The following is a 20,417-nucleotide window of genomic DNA, read 5'->3' as shown; positions in this document are numbered from 1 at the left end:
TATTGTTTGATTCCATACCACAAATGTCTAAAGAAGGCATCGGATACCTGTTGCCAAATTGAGCTTGATTGTAGCCAAAATGACGAAATCAAAATGTGTGAAAAAAATCATCGCCAATGGAGCGGAAAATTCATCGACTTTGGCACGATTATTTGTTGATATTCGTTATGAAAATGATGCAATGTTAAGCTGATTTTTGCTCGATTTTATACTTTTTATCGTATTCGTATTGGCGTAATTGCTGTATTTTAAAAATTTTAGAAGATCTATATTTATGCAAGGCACAATTGACGGGATAAGCGGGGAACCACATCGTTCACAGGTGTTCCGTTTAACTTACAAAGGACAGGATTATCAGCTGGTGTTGTTGAAAAAATCTTTATCAAAGCTCGATACGGAATTGCCAATTTCGCTTGATGGAATTGACCAAAAACTCGTAAAAAAAGGCGACCAGTGGTTTTTTGAAAACAGACACTCCGATCAGCATTTTGCGACAGAAATCTGGCGCAATTTATCGCTTCGCTATCGCCTCTAAGATCAAAAGTCTGCTGTATGGTGGCCCGCCGCTCAATATGCAGCAGATTTTAAGGATGCTATCTTAGCTTGTAGCCATCTTCCGTCTAAACTCCAGTGGTGAGAGCTCCGTTTTCTTTTTGAATAAACGATTGAGTGACTGCGGTTGTTCAAAACCCAGCTGATAGGCAATTTCGGCAACGGAAAGCTCCGACCTGGACAGCAGATCTTTCGCTTTTTCGATGAGCTTATGTTGGATATGGTTCTGCGCACTTTCACCGGTCTGTAACCGTAATAAATCGCTTAAATAGTTTTTCGACATATTCAGCCGCTCAGCAAAGTAGCCCACCTGCGGCAAGCCCTTGTGTTGGGTTTTGGCTTCAAAATACTGATCCAACAATTGTTCAAACCGGCTCACCAAGGGCACATTGTGTACTTTACGCGTAATAAATTGCCGGTTATAAAACCGCTGCGAATACACCAGCAACAGTTCGATGAAACTGACAATGGCATCCTGGCTATAGCTGTCGATCGGACTGTCATATTCGCTTAAAATCCCTTTTCCGATATTTCGGATCTGCTCTTTCTCCCGGTCGGACAGAAAAAGTGCTTCGTTGACTTCGTAATCGAAAAAACTATAGCTGCGGATTTTGTGTGCCAGGTCATAGGTGCGGATAAAATCGGGATGGAAAACAAGGGAATAACCTACTTCGGCATGGGCAGTATCGGGATCAACACTGATCGTCTGCCCGGGTTTAAAGAAGGTCATCAGGCCTTCCCGGAAGTCGTACTGATGTGGGCCATAACCCAATACGCATTGTGCATCTTCTTTGATGGAAATGCAGTACAGGTTGAGCTGAAAGGTGGTCTCGACCGTTGGATGTATATGCTTGTTTTTGGAGAAATCGGTGATGCTAAAAAGCGGATGCTGCGGTTTGGGCAGCTGTAGCGCTTCATGATAGTCGGCGATACTATTGATCCTGATCAGTACGGGTTCTTTCTTTGACATGCTCTTTTTGCCTGTTAAATAATAGCCTAATTTAAGTAAAATGCCATGCGGTTTTTGCTCGCATGGCATTTATATTTTTTAAGATTGCAGCGGAATACTTACATCGCGGGATCCGGTATCCAGTCCGATCGGCAGAATAGCCTCAATGCGTTGCAGCTCTTCGGCGGTCAATAGGATGTCTGTTGCGGCGATATTCTGCTCCACATAGCGCACTCTTTTTGTCCCCGGTATCGGCACGATTCCTTTTTGGATCAGCCAGGCAAGGGCCAGCTGCGACGAGGTAATGTCTTTTTCTTTTCCAATCTGTTCGAGTTCACGCACCAGATCGAGGTTTTTATAAAACTGCTCGCCCTGAAACCTCGGGATAAGCCTGCGGAAATCATCTTCGGGGATATCGTCCGGCGACTTGATCTCACCCGTGATAAATCCACGGCCCAAAGGGGAGTAGGCGACCAGGCCTATACCCAGCTCCCGTGTCAGATCGTATACGCCATTGGTCTCTACTTCGCGTCCGAACAGGGAAATTTCATTCTGCACAGCCGTGATCGGGAAGGTCGCATGTGCCCTGCTGATCTGCTCGGCACTGACTTCCGAAATGCCCAGGTACCTGACCTTGCCCGCTGTGACCAGCTCGCCCATGGCACCTACGGTTTCCTCAATGGGTACATTGGGGTCGGGGCGGTGCATATAATAGAGGTCAATCACATCGGTATCGAGGTTTTTCAGCGAGCGCTCGATAGACTTTCGGATATAATCTGGCCGACCATTGATGCGCCAGGTCACCTGATCCTTATCATCAATCTCAAAGCCGAACTTGCTGGCGAGGATATAGTCGTTGCGCTTGCCGCGTATGGCCCTGGAGATCAACCTTTCGTTTTCAAAGGGCCCATACAGATCGGCCGTATCCAAAAAATTTCCACCCAGTTCCAACGAACGGTGGATGGTAGCTATGGATTCTTTTTCGTCGGCCTTGCCGTAGATATCGCCAGTGGACGCAAAACTGCTCATCCCCATACAGCCTAAGCCGATCATTGGAATTTCAAGTCCCTGCGTGCCTAATTTTCTTGTTTTCATCTGCTTCTTATTTTTGTTACCCAAAATTACGAAGCAGCGCCTGCAGCATGTTTACCCCAATTACGGAAACTTGTAACTGAATTACGGATCTAATCGCTAATTAAGCTACCCTGAATTTATCGTTATAAGCATCTTCCAGGTACTGTCCCAACGTTCTTGTCCGCTCGGTATCAATGGTACTGATGTAGCGATGGAACATCTGCTCGGTACTGTGACCTGTAGCTTCCATGAGTAGCGGAGTAGGGATTTTACCGTAAAAATTTGAGGCAAAGCTTCTTCTTCCGATGTGGCTCGTGATCGCTTCCCATTTTTGGACAAACATTTCTACCGCCCGGAAGCCCTTTCTTTTGCGGACTTTGACGAGGCTATTGATACCGGCAAGTTCCGCGACTTCCTTGATCTGCAGATTATACTTTTGCGCAGTAAGCTTCTCGGGAAATACGTTTAAATTGCCCGACAATATGGTCAATGGTACCGGATGTAAAGGCAGCAGAATTTCTTTTTGCGTTTTCTGCTGGACAAATGAGATACAGGGTTTTCCCTTGATTATCTCGAGGTTCTGGATATCAAAATTCATGAAATCTGAAATGCGCTGGCCGGTGTAGCAGCTGATGATCAGCCAGTCCCGGGCTGCCTGTAGGTTTGGCGGGACATCCGTTTCCTTGAGTTTTACCAGTTCATCCTCACTGAGGGTGACAAAAAGATTGACTTTTTTTTCCTTGGGAAGTTCAAGTTCATATACGTAGGTTCTGACCCCTCTTTTTTCCAAAAAATTAAGCACCGTCCGGACAAAATGTATGGTGCGGCCGATCGTACTTTTATTGTATTCTTCCAGCTCGCCAAATTCAAGGAACTCTTTGACAAAGGATGCATTGACTTCGTGCAGCAAAAGGTGTCTTTTGCGATGGCCTTCAAATCGCTCAAGCAAATGGAGGAATACCCGGTAACGCTTGGAAGTCGGTTCAGAAATAAGGTGGGCACGGCTCCGGATATAGGCTTCCACATAATCTAGAAGGCTGTTGGCGGGGCGACAAGTCTTTGTGCCATCACAATTTTCTTTTATGATCTTGCGGAGTTTGATAGGCGAAATTTTGCTGTTTTTTGCCGTGACATTGGCCAGGTATTCGGCGATTCCGATTTTTAGCCTATCGAGCTTGGCATTTAAATTTTTATTTTTTTTGAGGTAAATATTGTGGGGTCGCTGTTTTTTTAAATCCCATAAATCCGGGCAAATTTTAAGGGGAGTATTGATCACATGTTCCGTCTGAGAATCATCAAGGATCGTGAGGGATATTGTTGAAAAAGGGGAGGAATATAGCAGCGTAAATTTGAAATTTATCATTGGACTTGAATCTAATTTTCTGAAAATAAATATATAAGTTTTCCAGAGAAGTCCAATTCAGACTACAGTTCCAATAATCAAATGTAACTATTTTACCTTACAAAAAATAATCTAATAAATATTATTAAAAACTACACCTTAATCGCTATTCATTTCATGACAAATTCTATTTAGCTAGATAATTTCATTTTTTTTATCCTTTATAAATCAGTTAATTAAAAAAAAGTTGTAGTCTGAATTGGACTACAGTACTATGTAACTAACGCATATATTTCAAACTTAAACAGAATCGCAAATGAAGGATCAATTAAAGTCCAAACGAGAATATATACCACCTGCAATTCATGCAACCAGCGTGGAGATGGAGGATGCTTTCGGGGCTATACAGGTTACTTTTGTAGCAGGAACTGAACAGGACTATTTGCCATTGGATATTTTGCAGAAGGGAGAAGATGGCAACTGAGATCGGAAGAAAAATAAAAATAGCATTTGTCGACGATAGTCTCTTTCAGCGGACGCTCATGAAAATAGTGCTTGTCAACAATGAAACATTTGACCTGCGTTTTAATTGCAGCAATGGACTGGAGCTCCTGAAAAAACTCGAAAGTACCACTGAATTGCCCGACGTATGCCTTGCGGATCTTAATATGCCTGTAATGGATGGACATGAGGCCGCTCTTCATATCCGCGATCGGTTTCCATCGATTAAAGTATTCGGGTATACGACCACAGATAATGTCACCGAACTTGAACGGTTTAAGGCCAACGGTGCACTTTTCATTTTCAGTAAAACCAACCTGAGAATGACATTGGACGAAATTAAATATTGGCTTGATGATGACATCCGATCTCCATTAAGCAAAGGATAGATACATAGCATAGCTCATTTATGGACAGTAAAGCGGCTGAATTTGAAATTATACCGTTAAAGGAATGGCAGCAGAAGCGGTTTCCCCACTGGTATCATGGTCAGGATCTTTTCACTATCCTGGTACCATTTGATGACATTGAGATCCGCCTGGCGAATGATTCTTTTTGCATGGAAGGCAATACGCTGATTTTTATTGGTCCGGCGAAAGATTTTACCCTCAGTGGATCGGGCACTCCGAACGGGTATCTGATCCGCTTTACTTCACGGTTTTACGAAAGGTCGGCCCTGGATAGGACATTGATCAATTCAGGACTATTTTTTGACAGTGAAAGATTGCTCAAAGCTGTTAAAAGCCGGATAAAACAGGAAGAGATGAAGATGCAGATCATGGGAAATATCCAACGTCATCCATCAAGAAACGCCGCGGTGACTTCGCTGATCGTGCACAACTTCATCGAGTCGGTCCTTTTACAAGGGGTATGGGAAACAGATTTCGATAAGGAACTCAGCAGGGGTACGGACAGTACAGTGCAGGGAATGGCCAACCGTTTTTCCATACTCGTACACAAGCATTATAAAGAAAATTGCAACGTCAAATTCTATGCAGACAAACTACATATTACGCCAAGAAAGCTAACGAATCTATGTACAGAAGTCTGGAATAAAACGGCAAAGAATGCCATTATCGACATCGTTCTGAAAGAAGCGCTGCGTTATATTGAAAATACGGATCTTTCTATTTCCCAGATCTCCTATGAAATGGGGTTTTCAGAAGAGTCCAATTTTCGGCATTTTATCAAAAAACATTCGGGTTCCAATCCACTGCAGTACCGTGAAAGAATGCGAACGGCGAGCGATGCGTATGCGCATTAGCAGCTGTTTTTTTGTGCGGATTGGTGTAAAAAAATACTGGAACGAATCCCTTCGCCCCAGTGTCCATTAATATTATATTAAATAACAACCCGCAAAAAAGTTGTTATCCAAAAGTAGGGCGATAAAAGGTGTGAAAGTATGTGAATAGCGGCAATAAACGTGTAAAAAGTGTTAACCGAAAGGAGCGTGGGGGCATGTATAGCGGATCGAAGAAATTGAGATTGGATAGAGAAGGTAGGGGGCTGATTCGGTATATAATAGGATACTTTAAAATAAATTAAATTATGGAAAAATTTGAAGATCAATGGCAGGATGTTGATGCGGATGTGGGACGTAAGATTAGAGAAGCCACGTTCAATGATGAAGAGATCGGCCGGTTAAGGGAGAAACTCAAATCACTTCTGTTAAAATTTGCTGAGCATAAGTTGGTTGAAGGTGAGCTGCATCCGTTCTTTAGGGATCAGAAGGTTCAGGAGGAATACGATCATACGGTTCTTCTGATCGAAAAGAGACATGCCGAGATAAAAGGGCTGTTTTCTGTTAAAGATAACTGAAGCTTTTTTAAACGATTTCAATCTGACTCTTGTCTTTCTATCAATCCATTTGATGGATAAATAGTTAGAAAAGACCGGTGCTTCTTTGAGGTTTCTGGTCTATTCGTTCTAAAATAACCTGTCGATCTATGGCCTCGGCAAGATTGAGAACTTAACAAGCAAGATTGAAAAAGTAAAAAGACAAGCTATGAACGGATTGAATAAAAATATGCTGGGCGGATTGATCGGGGCACTCGTCCTCAATATAGTGCACAGCGCTGCCAAAAGATTTGATTCCCAGGCTCCCGAAGTGGATAAGGTGGGTGAGGAGGCGATGAAGAAAACAGTACGCTTCGCCGGATTTAAACCACCCCAAGGTAATGCGCTGGTAGCAGCTACATTTGGCGCCGATGTGGCATCAAATGCCATGTTATATACGCTTATCGGCTATGGGGGGCAGAAAAATAGACTGCTTAAAGGAGCCTTGCTCGGTACTGTGGTAGGGCTCGCAACATTGACTATTCCGGAACAGGCAGGACTCGATGCCGAACCCATAAAAAAGACCAGTCGTACGAAGTTAATGACTGTTGCTTGGTATGTCATCGGTGGTATTGCAGCCGGACTGGCCATGAAAGCGATGGAAAAACGCTAAGTTTTTTATAGCTCGGGCTTTGATCACACCTTTTTAGGTACTATACGCTACGTGGCTACAATTCAACTGTACGCTATGCGACAACGGTTCAACTGTACGCTAAACGGCTACGATTCAACGATAGTTAGCCGCGGTGCTGTATCGCTATTTTATTGAACTGATTAGCCAACTGTTGCGAATATGAATTAATATCCAGCGGATTGTAAATGTGATTAGCCAGATTTCGAACAGTAGCAGAAAACAACGGACAAAAAATGTAATTTACATTAATATTAGGTCTCAAGACCAGAGTTTAATCGTTTTGAAATCGCTAAATTAAAACAATCATGATGAGAAAATATGTTGGTATAATACTCTTTTTTATTGCTGCAGCGGGTAGCCTACATGCGCAAACGCTGACTACGAAATTGGTCCCGATGCGTTTAGCTGCAAGTTTTGACCGCGTAAAAGAGGCCATCCCGGATATGTCCGGCCAGTTTGTCGACAGCAAGATGAAAATCACATCCCTGGGAAGTACAGATTCGACTGCCCGATTTGAAATCGAGGAGCAGGGGATAAGCATTGAAACGGTTGTGGATAACGAAAAAGAGTATCATAAATTGGTCACGGCTGCGGCAAAAGATGTTTCCAAACCAAGTATTCATATGCTGTATACGTACACGTTAAAGAATAAAAAATTGAAAGTACCGCCGCCAAGAAAAGTCTTTTTCTCTCCGGAATATGGGGTAATCTGGACTTTGACGTTAAAAAAAATAGCAGAAAAGGAAACCGAAGTTGTACTTAACTACAAATCATTATCGCCTGCATTCGCCGAGAAAATCGAAAGTGAGTTTGAAAGCGACAGCTATTACAGCCACAAAATCGTAAAAATCGACGTCAATGATAAGCGAATGAATCACCTGATCAAGGAGATTTTGATCAATCAGATGCATGTCGACAGGGATTATCCCGCGCCAACCTATCCCGCGCGCAATTAATTATTCCACATGAATTGAATTTTATCTTTGGCTATTCCATTTCTTTACCTATTTAACTACTTTACCCATGATAAAGTGTGTAAACCTTTATTTTATGTAATTTTTTTGCCGGTAACTGGGTAGCTGGATCGGCTCCTTGCGGCATAATTTGTGTATACGATAGTTTAAAAGCAGTTTATTCTTCCAATATGGCACTATTTGTGTGAATGTATTTGAACGATATTCCCATATTTTTTGATTTATTTTTACACAATTAGTTAATTATGATGCTCAACGATCAGTTTTTGCTGCCGATACTTGATATGTCTCCCTTGGCAACTGCTATATACAGCAGCCCCGATCTACATATAGCCTACGTCAATAAGTCTATGCTAGAAACCTGGCGAGCTGATAGCAGTATAGTCGGCAAAACGTTTTGTTCATGTTTTCCGAGTTTTCATAAAGAAGGGTTTTCATCCATATTGAAAAATGTTTGGAAGACGGGAATCACGTACACCGCAAAGGATACTCCAGCAGATATTGTCTGTGGAAATCAAGTTGTAAAGCGCTATTTTGATTTTGAATACAAAGCTCTCCTGGATGATAATGGGAATACCTATGGCATTCTTCATTCTTCGTGGGACGTGACCGAGCGAAAGCTAGCTTATGACATTGCCGAAAGTCAAAATGAACAGTTGATCTTTAATAGAAAGCTTGATGCTTTTGCAAATACGTTATCTCATGATTTAAAAAATCCATTGTCAGTTCTAAAATTGGGAAATCATTTTTTGAGCAGAAACATTAACCTGCCACAAGATGTTAACCAAAAATGGCTTGAAAACATGAATATGGCTATACAGAATATCGAATCTATACTTGATAAAAAACTCCAGCTAAATAAAATAAGAGACCACAAACCTGTGATAGAGTACTTGGAGATGGATAAAAGAATGATGGAATGGACGGAAGAAGTCAATTTGATATATCCAAATTCGCAGGTGAAATTTAAATTGGGAAAGCTTCTCGCACTGCGTACAGATGCCAATGCTGTTTATCAGATATTTTTTAACCTTATTTCAAATGCCATAAAATATGCGGCACAGACAGCCGATGATTATCTACATATCTACAGTGAGGAGACAAGTAAAGGAATTGTATACTATCTGGAAGACAATGGCGTCGGTATTCCCGATGTAAATCTCAATCTGGAGTTTATGGCCCATGAAAGATTACATCTCCAACCGGATCAGGTTTCAGGAATAGGCCTTCCTCTGGTAAAAGAACTTATCGAGCGTTTAGGTGGATCTATTAATATTTCCAGTAAAATAGGGACAGGAACCGTCGTCCGTTTATTTTTTCCTACAATGCAACTCAACTGAAGTTTGTAAGGATTGTAGGTTAGCCGTGAATTTATATCTACCCTTATTTTGGTTAGAAATATCCTCAATTCAGCTACAATTGTCCGCCCATAGTTGCGGAACTTTGTCCTGTTACATTTAAATAAGTTTAACATGCAGACAAATGAAATAAAAGTAGCCCTAGTTACAGGTGCCAATACAGGTGTTGGTTTTCAGATTGCCAAAGCTCTTGCTGAAAATGGATATCATGTGTTTGTTGGATCACGAGATTTAGAAAAAGGAAAGGATGCCGCCAATCAGATAGAAGGTGAAGCGCATGCCATTCAGCTGGATATTACCGACAATAATTCAATCAGGAATGCTGTCAGTAAAATAGAAAATGAGTTTGGGTACCTTACTCTGCTGGTCAATAATGCGGCAATTTCAAACGCAGGGATCCCCGGCCGTACATTGTGGGAAATTCTTAGTGCCCAGAAGGCAAGCGTCACATCCATAGATGAAATGCGCCAGGTTTGGGAAACCAATGTCTTTGGCACGCTTGCCATAACACAGGCCTTGTTGCCCTTACTTCGGAATGCAAAACAATCTAGGATCGTAACCGTTTCAAGTTCTCTAGGCTCACTGACCCTGAATGCAGATCCGGACAATACATTCCGAAGTGGATTTGATGCCGTATATGGCGCTTCGAAAACCGCTTTAAATGGTGTTTTCCTTTCTCTTGCAAATGAATTGGAAAATACAAATGTTAAGGTGCATCTGGTAAGTCCGGGTTTTACAGCGACAGCCCTGAATAACTTTGAAGGTACAGATACGGTGGAGGAAGGCTCACTTGAACCGATACGCGTGGCACTGGCGGAAGATATACCCAATGGAAGCTTTACTGGACCGGCGACCTATCGCACAGAACAAGGCGATCAAGTGCCATGGTAGAATCACACAAAGGAAGACCTGTAGCTATAAGCTACAGGTTTTTTTATAAATTTATTTTATGAAAAAGAAAGAGGATAAGTTAAAACGCTTTATATCCATATCCGAGAGTCACGAAGCTTTTGGCCTACCAAAACCGCAGCATCCCCTGATTAGCCTGGTCCATTTCAATCAGGATAATCCATTCAATACCGATATGGCACCAATATACGATGTCCTAAGTTTCTACAAGATAACTTTTATAACAAAAAACAGCGGAAAACTCAAGTACGGCAGGGGTTATTATGATTTTAATGAAGGAAGTATGCTTTTCTTTGCGCCCAATCAATTGGTGGGCAGCACAGAATATAATAGAGATACCTATGCTTATCTGCTGCTGATCCATCCTGACTTTTTCCTGGGTTCCCCCTTAGCCCATAAAATTAGGAAGTACGGTTATTTTTCCTATTCTGTGAATGAAGCGTTACATCTATCTGATCAGGAAAGAGAAACGATGATCGCGATCTTGAATTTCATGAAAAATGAACTTGACAATCGGATAGACGAATTTAGCCAAGAAGTCATTATCTCGCAGGTGGAGTTAATGCTGAGCTACGTAAACCGGTTTTACAAGCGGCAGTTCATTACGCGAAGAAATATAAACAATGATATTCTACTGAAGGCAGAAGCGCTGCTGGATGATTATCTGGATCAGGATCATTCGGTAATTCTGGGAGTTCCAACGGTCCATTTTCTTTCGGAGCAGTTGAATGTGTCTGCGGGTTATCTAAGCGATATGCTACGCTCGCTCATTGGCCAGAGCACGCAGCAGTATATCCACCATAAACTTATTGAGCGGGCAAAAGAGAAATTATCAACGACACAACTTACCGTAAATGAAATTGCTTACGAACTGGGTTTTGAGCATGCACAGAGTTTCAGCAAACTGTTCAAAAAGAAAACGGCTCAGACGCCACTGGAATTTAGAGGGATGTTTAAGTCAAAGTAAGAAGTTGAGTAGCCAAGCACCATAATCTTGTTCTACAAGATATAAACACGCTAGATACTTTTACTTTATTAAAACAAACACTTTACGCGCTATATGTGTTTTAAAATGCATAAATCACCAACAAATGACTACAGAAATTAAAAACAGAATAAAAGAAGTATTCGAAAAACAGAAAGACTTTTTCGGTACGCAAGCAACGAAGGAAATTGCATTCCGTAAAAGACAGTTGCAAAATTTCCGTAAAGTTTTTGCGAGTTATACGGATGCGGTCTGTGAAGCAGTGAATATCGATCTTGGAAAAAGCAGGGCAGAAGCAGAGTACGTCGAAGTTCAGATTGTTCTCGATGAACTCGATGATATGATCGAAAATATGGAAGAATGGGCAAAACCCACGTATGTCAAATCAAAACCGCATGCTTCGGGAGCGGAAGTCATCAGCAAATATATCTATGAACCCTATGGTGTAAACTATATCATAGGTCCTTTCAATTATCCGGTGCAGTTGACTTTCAGTCCGTTGATCGGTGCCCTGATGGCCGGAAATACAGTTATCATCAAACCTTCTGAAAACACGCCCCATGTTGCCCAGGTTATTGAAGATATTGTTAGCGAAGCTTTTAATGAACAATATGTTGCCGTTTTTCAGGGCGCTATCGAAGAAAATACCTATCTATTGAGCCTTCCTTTTGATTACATCTTTTTTACGGGAAGTCCGAATGTTGGCAAAATTGTCATGAAAGCCGCTGCCGAACAACTGATTCCGCTTACACTGGAACTGGGGGGGAAATCCCCAACGATCGTGCACCATGATGCGGACATCGAAAAAGCAGTTCAGCGCATTTCTGCCGGCAAATGGATCAATTGCGGACAGACCTGTGTTGCTCCGGATTACGTTTATGTGCATGAATCTGTGAAGGGGACCTTTATTGATCAGTTGAAATCTTATCTTAAAGCTACATACAACGACGAATCTTTAGGGAAAATCGGCAAGATTGTTAGCCAGCATCAGATAGGGAATTTAGCGGGATACCTGGATGCCGCTCCCGAAAAAGTTATTTATGGGGGAAAATATGATTTGGAAACGCGCCATTTTGAAGCAACTTTGATGGATGGTGTTAACTGGAATGATGCGGTGATGCAGCAGGAAATTTTTGGTCCGATCCTTCCGATTTTAACTTACAAGAATATTGATGAAGTACTGAAAGAGATCAATAGTAGACCCAAACCATTGGCGCTGTACGTGTTTTCTGAAAGTCAGCAATTTGCCGATGATGTGATCGCAAGAACCACCAGCGGCGATGCGGAGATCAATAGTACATTGATCCACGTCGGATCGCATTATCTTCCTTTCGGTGGCGTAGGTGCTTCAGGAATGGGAAAATATCACGGCAGATTTAGTCTGGAAAACTTTAGTCACCAGCGTTCGATCCTGCAGGTAAAATAGCGCTACTCTTTCTAGCTATCGAAGCATATGGATTGATAACCAGGGGACTACCTGCTATTTTGATAAGTGTGATAGCATTGTGAAACCCTGTTTTTTTTGATTGGCAGCTCAATTATTGATATTTGGTTTGAGAGATTCTAGCGGGGTAAAATGGCTTTGAGAGGCCAGAATAAGCGCTGATAGAATCTAAACCTGTAATCCAGCACGTCCACGGCAAATCAGTGGGTGATGGATTCAAATTTTCAAATTTATGGCAAATCAAGAAGTAAATGGAAAAGTAGTTTTGATCGCAGGTGGTGCGAAAAACTTAGGAGGACTGTTGAGCCGGGATTTTGCGGCACAAGGAGCAAAGCTTGTCATTCACTACAATAGTGAGAGCACAAGAGCCGAGGCAGAAAAAACATTGTCGGATGTACAGGCGATTGGTGCCGAGGGACTGCTTGTCCAGGGCGACCTTACACAGCTATCAAATATAAAAGCGCTATTCGACCAAGCCGAAGAAAAGTTCGGAAAGGTTGATATCGCAATCAATACAGTCGGTAAAGTACTGAAAAAACCATTTGTGGAGACTTCAGAGATTGAGTACGACAGCATGAGTGATATTAATTCGAAGGTCGCTTATTTTTTTATTCTCGAAGCCGGCAAGCGGATCAACGATAATGGCAAAATCTGTACTGTCGTTACGTCTTTATTAGCAGCCTATACAGGCCTTTATTCGACGTATGCGGGAATGAAAGCTCCTGTAGAACATTTTACAAGGGCTGCTTCTAAGGAATTCGGACCGCGTGGAATCTCAGTTACGGCGGTAGCTCCTGGTCCGATGGATACACCTTTCTTCTATGGACAGGAATCTGAAGATGCTGTGGCCTATCACAAGTCGGCGTCTGCGTTGGGTGGACTGACCGATATTAAGGACATTGCACCACTGATTGAGTTTCTGGTAACGGATGGCTGGTGGATAACCGGACAGACTATTTTCGCCAATGGCGGGTATACCACAAGATAACATGTGTAAGCAAAAGGCAGTCAAAGCTGACTGTCTTTTGATACACAGATAACAGAGCATGATAACATAGCACAGCTTCATAATACAGCACAGCTTCATAACATAGCACAGCTTCCAATCCGATGTGGGTTCCAAATAGGATCAGCTTATGATCTCAGACAAGTGAAGATGATCTGCAGGAGGTTTTAGTGCTGATAACTGTATAAACGCTTATCGAGACGATGATGAATAGTAAGGACCTAGAAATAGGGCTACAGGATTTTGGGATTTGTACACTCGCCGAATTCCAACAAACCGAAAGTGATATAGCAAGTGATACTTATTACATCATAAAAATAGATGAACCGATCGTCATTGCTGTAAATAGGGAGTTTTATACGCTGAATAGCGGACAGCTACTATTTGTAGGGCCTAGGAAGCGAATCAAATTCATGAACGATGCGCCAATAGGGGGCTATGTGCTATCATTTACCGCGGCGTTTTATCTGAGATCGAAATCCGACGTGAAGATGCTCAACTCCATATTGTTCTATGGCATTCAGAATGCCATACAGATTGAAGGTAAAATGGGAAATCAGGCCTATTTTGATGGGGCTATTATTGAACGCATACAAATGGCGCGGGTACAGGGACCGGAAATATTGGATCTGGTCGCTCATCACTGTGTCGAGTCAATTTTGTTGGAAGGACATTACAGGCTCTCTCTTCAGGGGATTCTATCAAAGCTGTGCAGTTCATCGGAGCAGATTGTTTTTAATAGCTTTAACATTTTGGTATACAAGTATTATCGTGAAAGTACGTCCGTCAGTTTTTATGCCAATAAATTAAAACTTACAAGCAGAAGGCTTTCCGCGCTATGCGCAGCTAACAGCGGAAAATCTGCAAAAGCATTCATTTCGGGAATTGTAGTCCAGGAGGCTATCCGCTTGATCAGACATTCGAATCTATCCATTTTACAGATTTCTTTCGAAATAGGTTTTAGTAATGTCGCAAATTTCAGAAGTTTCATCAAGAAACATACCGGCAAACAACCCCATTTGTTCCGTAACGAAAGAGATCAATAATTTTGGATATCGTATATCATTTGCGGTCTAAGGGCTGGGATGAGTATAAACCAGACAGACCGGTGAGGGCAAGCAACCGCAAACCCTAAATGGCATTTCGCAAAGACTATTTTTTCAATGAAGCAGCCCCCGGGCTGCTTCATTTGTTATGAAGCAATATCCACTGCTTCATAAAAGGCTCTCGCAAAGCGTGACTTTGCTTTTTCAAATCGTGATTCAAATCAAGTATTTATTTCAATAAATTGATATTTGTTTGCTAATTTTATTAGTATGTCAATCGTTTTTAGTATATTTGTTTAGTCAACGAAACGTTTCCCCGGATGCAATATCACGCTCAAAGCATGAGGAATGTACATAGCGCAAGGGTACCTCAAGCTCATGGCCGAACAGCCGGATCTGCTGCACAACGTACCCATGCAATATATCGCATCGTTCCTCGGCATGAACCCCAAAAGTTTAAGCCGTATCCGCAAACAGATTATTAGATGATACTCTCCTTGGCCTATCTGATGGAACACCGGGAATTGCTTTAGTGCAGATCTTGAAAATTGAATCCCACACGGATCGCTTTCAGGCCAACCAGTCCCTGTAGATCTTCCACCTCAAACTGCTCGATGTTGTTGTCTAGTAATCCTTTGTGCTGTAGTAGGTTAATGTATCCCAGGTATTCTGTTTCTTCATGTATATTGGAGTAGACAATAACCAGTTTGCCTTTTTGTGTGATGCGCTCCGTCGAGCCCTTGATCTTGGCTTTATCAATGCGTTTCTTGGCAATCTCGTAGCGCACATTGTAGGAGCCGTCGATATCGAACTGCTTCTCGTCCATACGAAAGCGGATGGAAATGGGGGTGGCAAAGACCAGCACCAATGAGGTCACCTCCAGCTGATGCGGAAGGGCGGGCTGGAGCTGCCTAAACTCGCGTTCCATCGCACACATCACCTGCAGCTGCCACAGCCGTAAATTGCGTAGGTAGTAGAGTTCAAAATTCCGACCGGGAGCGATGGAGGCCCCGATATACATGTTGTGCTCGATACCATCTGTCTTGTAGCGCTCATAATAATGAGGAAAGTATTCTTGGGCTTCTACCTGCTTTTCGTCGAGGATGGCCACCAGCTTTTTGTTGATCAGGGTGATGGAGTTGTCATAATCCTGTCGGGCCTCATAAAAACCGCCGATAGAGAGGTTGATTCGCTCAAAATAGCGGTCGATGGCCTCGGTGGCGACGCTATTTTTGTTGTTTTTCCTGAAATTCTCCAGAATAGGGTGAATATCCTGGTTAAAATAATCGAGCATAAGCTGTTCCGTATCGGTCAGCAGCACTTGCTGCAGCGTCGTCAGGTTTCTTTCCAAGTCGAAGACCTTTTGCTCAAAGAGCGGTAATCGCTGCGTTTGGTTGACCGCAGTGAACAATGCGATCAGTTCCTTGCTCTGATTCATCAGATCTTGGCGGATGGCCTGATTGCGAGATTCCGAGGAGCCCTGTACGTCAATCTGCCCATAGAGCGGATAAACATGGTCAAAGACGATTTCCTGCAGGGCATAGTCTTTTCCAAAGGCGCGGTCGTTGAGGAAATGCATGGCTTCTTCCTGAAACCGCCATTTGACACTCGGGTGTATAGCGGTATATTCCTTTTGGATCACCGCTTCGATCTGATTTTCAGTTTCTGCAAAGGCTTTCGAGACTTTATCTTTGATAAAGGGCAAGATGAAGTTGAGCTTGTTGGCATTGACCGAATTGAGTTCTCGCACCTTGGATGAGGACATTTCCAATAGACCGAGCACTTTGTCGCCTTCGACGAGGGGAACAAAAATAAAGCTCTTCACCTGTTGCTGCTTGAGCTTGTTGATAAAATAGGCCTGCTTTGGATCATCCAGTGGCACCTTGTCAATATCCGGTACAACAAAATATTCGTCCTTGGTGAGCAGGTTCTCCAAGGTCTCGCTGCAGAGCATGTTTTCACATTCTTCGATCGTCGAATCGTAAAGTAGATGACTGTACAGCTGTTTTTCGACAATCCGTAAGTTGTACTCGTTCCTGACCTTTTCAAAGGAGGTCAATCCGATGCGCAGATCATTTATTTTATAAATCGACCTGAAAATGCTTTCTATTTCTGCCAGCTGGACAGCACTTTTTTCGCGCAGCAGATTGCTTTTGAAGCTTGACACCGCATTTTCAATGGTCGCATCAAAAAGCGTCATAATGGAAAAGCCTTTTAGGATCCAGCTCTGCTCGGGAAATTTGGACTTCCATAGGGCAATATCCGAAAAGTTGTCGACCAGTTCGGTAATATCTTCAGCCGTAAGATCGAGTGCCCGTTCTGTTGGAAGGACATCGATAAAATCGGCATTGAATAGGACGCGGTAGTGATGGATGATATTATTCTTGTCTGGAATATCCAAAAAGAGGGGGGCATCCATAGCATCCACCTTAAAGCCGTAATACTGGCTGATAATAACACAGCAATTGAGAATATAATAGGTATCGGGCGAGATATCACGAAGACTAAATTCATAGTGATCGCCGGCATCCGCTAATATTTTTTCCAGTCTTGCGGTATGGTTGAACGTATAGAGATGGAAGGGAATGGTAATGGCCTTGATCTCATTATGTGTCAGTGAGCTCGGGAACAGGTCGGCCAGCAGCACCTTGATAATAGGCTCATAGCGCAGCACTTCTTCTGCTTTTTCGACCCCATCGATAAGTTCGGGGTATTTGCTGATTTCTTCCAGTAGCGATCGGGCATAGCTGGCCTGAAAGCCAACCGGCGATAGAGCCGCTGCTTCAAAGGATGGTATAATCTTATGAAAAGCGATCAGGGTTTTAAACGGACTGGAATCAAAGGCGAAGTTAAACTGCATAATGGTTGTTCCCGACTAAATTAGATTATTGCTGGAAGATGTACAAAAATATAAAATAATCGGCGAAAAGAAAACCCAAAGCGGACGGATAAAAACACTGCAATGACATTGGCGCCATTGAACTGTGTTTCCAAATAATGTTGTATGCTTCGAAAACTGCAGTGCAAGAATATGAACGAACTGATGCGGTTTCAGCAGTTTTTGTAGTGCGTATTACTTACATTTTTTGATTTTTTCTTTTAGCCTTTTGCTTGCAGTTCTGATGCTCTCCTTTTGTTCTTCCTTGTCGTTGATTAAGAAATGCAGCGATTTAAGATAGCCCTCTTTCGCTTCCGAATATCTTTTTAAATGATAGAGCGCATCGGCTTTAATTTCCAGATGCCCCCAAAAGTCAGGTGAGCTTTTTAAACGCCGTTCTTGTTCCTGCAATATATTTTGCCATTCCCACAGATCGAAAACATAGCTTAATCCCAATCCAATGCCTACAGTTGGTGTTGCGTTGTGACTGAATCCATCAAGCCGGTTTAGTCTGTACCTGATTTGTCGCTGATGCTTAGTCAGCAACCTGTCCATTTCATCGATGTATTTTGTGATCGAAATATCGTCCCAACGTTTGTTTCCGATAGCCATGTAAAAATCACCTGAAATTGAGTTGTTTCCTAAACTGTTAAGATCATTGAATAGGTCTTTTTTATTGGGCCAGTATGCTGGACTTACAGCAATGCAAGAATTGAACAGCTCATTGTTTGTCAGGTACAGATAGGTAGCAAAATATCCACCAAAAGAATGCCCAATAAGCGTAATTTTTTGTGTGTCGTATTGATTTGCTTTTAGGTGGGGGATCAATTCTTTTACGAGAAAAGCTGCTAACTTTTCTTTTTCAAGAAATTCTGTATTTCTATCGACCTGCATAATACCGACCAGATTTGATTTGGGCATTTCACCAGTTGCGGTAAGGTTATCGGCAGATTGCAAAACAGTTCCGTTTATGTGGGTATCGTCAGCATCGAAGTAGATAACGGTCTTCCTTGCCAACGTATCCGATTTGCCCATTAACGATTTGGTCAGTATGACTTTTCTATCGGAATTAAAGATTTGTGATTTAATTGAAAGGGTATCGGATTTTCCATACTGGGTAAATTGCTGACCCTGTAGGTGCTTAAGATTGCATAGTAAAAATAGGACAATGATCAATAGAGGTTTTATTGTATTCATCATACATTTTCTTAATAATCCAAATTTCATATAGATCTAACAGTGATTAATCCAATAAATAGATCTTCTTTTCTTTTAAATTGAATCCAAGCTTTTTGCCCAGCCAATTGATGCTGGTCTTTCCTTCATAGATCAATCCTTCAACAAATGAGACTGTAGGATGCTCTACTTTTACAGAAGAATTGGAGATGGATGCTATATGTCCTTTGTAATATTTTGTTTTTATCTCGGGATTAAACTCACTAGCTCTCTCCGTTATTTCCAGTTTGGACGGATCCAATCCCAAGATAGGGATAAACCGATCGCTAAACCAAAATGAATCATCGCCAGCCCCTGAATCTAATAAAATGTTGATCCTGTACTTGTCGTTTAGATATATGTACGTGGAGATATCAAGGGATTGATCGGCATTGGTCGTCAGTTGTATCGGAATAATTTTGTCACTTTTTAGTTTTGCCTTCGGAAAAATAAGCTGTTTCTTTGTGTAGTCTATTATAAACTCCGTGTCGTAAAGCATTGGAAGGGAAATTAGGCCATTAATACCGGCCAATTTCATGTCGAATGTTGAAAACGGAATATCATTAAACTCTTTACCATTGAATTTAATGGTAGAGGATCTATAAAGAGGGATTGTCATTTTTTCACCTGTTGCGCGAAATGCCGTGAGAAAATTATAGCTTTCATTTTTTTTCAGGTCTTTGGCAAAATCTTCAAAAAAAAGATTAATCCCCCCGCCTGTATCGAAGATAAAATTTCCTTTCTTTCCTTCGATTTCAGCTTCTACTACAATATGACCGGAGGGTAATAGTTGTAATGGAAGGCTTTGGCCCAAGGTGGCAAATGGTAGGATTATGATGGCGATTACGCTTAAATAAAATTGCCTCGTTAATACGGTTTTATACATGTTGGAGTGATTTTTAGAATTAAAGATGAAATGGTCATTTTTAATCGCTTTTGCCAGAATAGCTAAGCGAATCTTTATTTCAATATAAAGATAAATAAAATTGCTTATAGTTTCATCATCTACCTTTAAAACTGGACTGTTACTTATCAGGGAAATTGAATATACAGACTGAGCATGCTACTGACCGGAATGCTTATATTGTCGTAACCGTCTTTGCTACATGCTTCGGCTATGGTCGCGGCCAGAGCCAGGGTACCTATCATGGTGATTTCGCTCATGTGCAGGCTTGGCTCTTGCATATAGTGTCCAATTACAACCACGGTAATCAAAGCGCATATAAAGAACACTGCGGACCCTAGTAGTGTTTTTCGCGCACCGAATAGGCGGTAAGAACCATAAGGCCATTTTTTGCCAGATAATGCCGCCATCGGATCACATATTGCCAAGGTGAGCAAGGGCAAATAATAAAAAATAGCCCCTTTGTCTAACAATGTCTGTGCGAGAAAGCAAAGATAGACTGCCGCAGGATAGGCCAGGCTACCGACAGATTTTCGGTCAATTGCATGGATAGAATTTAATAAATCGAACTTGATGGACAGCAATAAAATCAAAGTGAACAATCCGCATAGGATGAAAACAGACCAGTGGCTGCTGATCAAAATCGGAAATGACATGCAGATTATCCCCGTACCTACATGGACGAGTTTTCGGGTAAACTCTGCTTTGACCTTAAACTGTTGATACAATAGTTCAGCAAGCGCGAATAGCAGCAAGAAAAGGGTGCCTAATAGGAGCATGTTCTCTAAATCGTTTTTCATAATCTTGTTT

General features: G+C 42.0%; 20 protein-coding genes. 13 read left to right on the top strand and 7 right to left on the bottom strand.

The annotated features are described in order from the left end of the window. Positions 1–274: 274 nt before the first annotated feature. Positions 275–535, top strand: coding sequence for a hypothetical protein (locus tag K2F45_RS15305; RefSeq protein WP_159726345.1), 261 nt, complete (start codon positions 275–277; stop codon positions 533–535). A 63-nt stretch (positions 536–598) separates the two neighbouring features. Here the strand turns inward: K2F45_RS15305 and K2F45_RS15300 are convergent, their stop codons facing one another. From K2F45_RS15300 to K2F45_RS15290, 3 genes are all read right to left on the bottom strand, one after another. Further along, positions 599–1,522 (bottom strand): helix-turn-helix domain-containing protein, encoded by a 924-nt coding sequence (locus K2F45_RS15300; protein WP_075992932.1) that lies wholly within the window; start codon positions 1,520–1,522, stop codon positions 599–601. A 78-nt stretch (positions 1,523–1,600) separates the two neighbouring features. Continuing rightward, positions 1,601–2,596: an aldo/keto reductase gene (locus K2F45_RS15295; protein WP_248931773.1), complete on the bottom strand. Its 996-nt coding sequence runs from the start codon at positions 2,594–2,596 to the stop codon at positions 1,601–1,603. Positions 2,597–2,696: 100 nt separating this feature from the next. Further along, complete coding sequence (locus tag K2F45_RS15290; protein ID WP_145326932.1) at positions 2,697–3,938, bottom strand: site-specific integrase; 1,242 nt, start codon at positions 3,936–3,938, stop codon at positions 2,697–2,699. A gap of 295 nt (positions 3,939–4,233) precedes the next feature. Between K2F45_RS15290 and K2F45_RS15285 the strand changes: the two genes are divergently transcribed. The 12 genes from K2F45_RS15285 (at position 4,234) to K2F45_RS15230 (ending at position 14,610) form a co-directional block, all read left to right on the top strand. Beyond that, positions 4,234–4,401: a hypothetical protein gene (locus K2F45_RS15285; protein ID WP_158638771.1), complete on the top strand. Its 168-nt coding sequence runs from the start codon at positions 4,234–4,236 to the stop codon at positions 4,399–4,401. Beyond that, on the top strand, positions 4,391–4,807 hold the full coding sequence (locus K2F45_RS15280) for a response regulator transcription factor (RefSeq protein ID WP_145326931.1): 417 nt from the start codon (positions 4,391–4,393) through the stop codon (positions 4,805–4,807). Before K2F45_RS15285 ends, K2F45_RS15280 begins: the two co-directional genes overlap by 11 nt. 20 nt (positions 4,808–4,827) lie before the next feature. Then, positions 4,828–5,682 carry a helix-turn-helix domain-containing protein gene (locus K2F45_RS15275; RefSeq protein ID WP_145326930.1) on the top strand — a complete coding sequence of 285 codons (855 nt, stop codon included), beginning with the start codon at positions 4,828–4,830 and terminating at the stop codon, positions 5,680–5,682. A 284-nt stretch (positions 5,683–5,966) separates the two neighbouring features. After that, a complete protein-coding gene (locus tag K2F45_RS15270; RefSeq protein WP_248931772.1) occupies positions 5,967–6,236 on the top strand; it encodes a hypothetical protein in 270 nt (89 codons plus the stop codon). Between the two features lie 187 nt (positions 6,237–6,423). Next, the gene (locus K2F45_RS15265; RefSeq protein ID WP_248931771.1) at positions 6,424–6,867 is read left to right on the top strand and encodes a hypothetical protein; all 444 of its coding nucleotides are present in this window, start codon (positions 6,424–6,426) and stop codon (positions 6,865–6,867) included. Positions 6,868–7,193: 326 nt separating this feature from the next. Beyond that, positions 7,194–7,844 (top strand): transcriptional regulator, encoded by a 651-nt coding sequence (locus K2F45_RS15260; protein ID WP_145326927.1) that lies wholly within the window; start codon positions 7,194–7,196, stop codon positions 7,842–7,844. A gap of 263 nt (positions 7,845–8,107) precedes the next feature. Beyond that, positions 8,108–9,202, top strand: a complete 1,095-nt coding sequence (locus tag K2F45_RS15255; protein ID WP_172840701.1) for a sensor histidine kinase — start codon at positions 8,108–8,110, stop codon at positions 9,200–9,202. Positions 9,203–9,334: 132 nt separating this feature from the next. Further along, positions 9,335–10,111 (top strand): SDR family NAD(P)-dependent oxidoreductase, encoded by a 777-nt coding sequence (locus tag K2F45_RS15250; protein ID WP_248931770.1) that lies wholly within the window; start codon positions 9,335–9,337, stop codon positions 10,109–10,111. A 58-nt stretch (positions 10,112–10,169) separates the two neighbouring features. Further along, entirely contained in the window at positions 10,170–11,096 is a 927-nt protein-coding gene (locus tag K2F45_RS15245) for a helix-turn-helix domain-containing protein (protein ID WP_248931769.1), read from the top strand. A gap of 124 nt (positions 11,097–11,220) precedes the next feature. Next, positions 11,221–12,540, top strand: a complete 1,320-nt coding sequence (mdlD, locus tag K2F45_RS15240) for an NAD(P)-dependent benzaldehyde dehydrogenase MdlD (RefSeq protein WP_248931768.1) — start codon at positions 11,221–11,223, stop codon at positions 12,538–12,540. Between the two features lie 250 nt (positions 12,541–12,790). Then, on the top strand, positions 12,791–13,546 hold the full coding sequence (locus K2F45_RS15235) for an SDR family oxidoreductase (protein WP_248931767.1): 756 nt from the start codon (positions 12,791–12,793) through the stop codon (positions 13,544–13,546). Positions 13,547–13,767: 221 nt separating this feature from the next. Then, positions 13,768–14,610 carry a helix-turn-helix domain-containing protein gene (locus tag K2F45_RS15230; protein ID WP_075992922.1) on the top strand — a complete coding sequence of 281 codons (843 nt, stop codon included), beginning with the start codon at positions 13,768–13,770 and terminating at the stop codon, positions 14,608–14,610. A 529-nt stretch (positions 14,611–15,139) separates the two neighbouring features. Here K2F45_RS15230 and K2F45_RS15225 read toward each other — a convergent pair. The 4 genes from K2F45_RS15225 to K2F45_RS15210 form a co-directional block, all read right to left on the bottom strand. Further along, positions 15,140–17,470 carry a GAF domain-containing protein gene (locus K2F45_RS15225; RefSeq protein ID WP_248931766.1) on the bottom strand — a complete coding sequence of 777 codons (2,331 nt, stop codon included), beginning with the start codon at positions 17,468–17,470 and terminating at the stop codon, positions 15,140–15,142. A gap of 213 nt (positions 17,471–17,683) precedes the next feature. Then, positions 17,684–18,688, bottom strand: a complete 1,005-nt coding sequence (locus tag K2F45_RS15220) for an alpha/beta hydrolase (RefSeq protein ID WP_232475543.1) — start codon at positions 18,686–18,688, stop codon at positions 17,684–17,686. A 43-nt stretch (positions 18,689–18,731) separates the two neighbouring features. Further along, positions 18,732–19,589: a retropepsin-like aspartic protease gene (locus K2F45_RS15215; RefSeq protein WP_088161791.1), complete on the bottom strand. Its 858-nt coding sequence runs from the start codon at positions 19,587–19,589 to the stop codon at positions 18,732–18,734. 146 nt (positions 19,590–19,735) lie between these two features. Continuing rightward, complete coding sequence (locus tag K2F45_RS15210; protein WP_248931765.1) at positions 19,736–20,407, bottom strand: diacylglycerol/polyprenol kinase family protein; 672 nt, start codon at positions 20,405–20,407, stop codon at positions 19,736–19,738. Between the last annotated feature and the right edge of the window lie 10 nt (positions 20,408–20,417).

The sequence above is a fragment of the Sphingobacterium siyangense genome, from assembly GCF_023277505.1.
In the GTDB taxonomy this organism is placed as follows: Bacteria; Bacteroidota; Bacteroidia; order Sphingobacteriales; family Sphingobacteriaceae; genus Sphingobacterium; species Sphingobacterium siyangense.
This window is presented reverse-complemented; position numbering and strand designations above follow the sequence as displayed.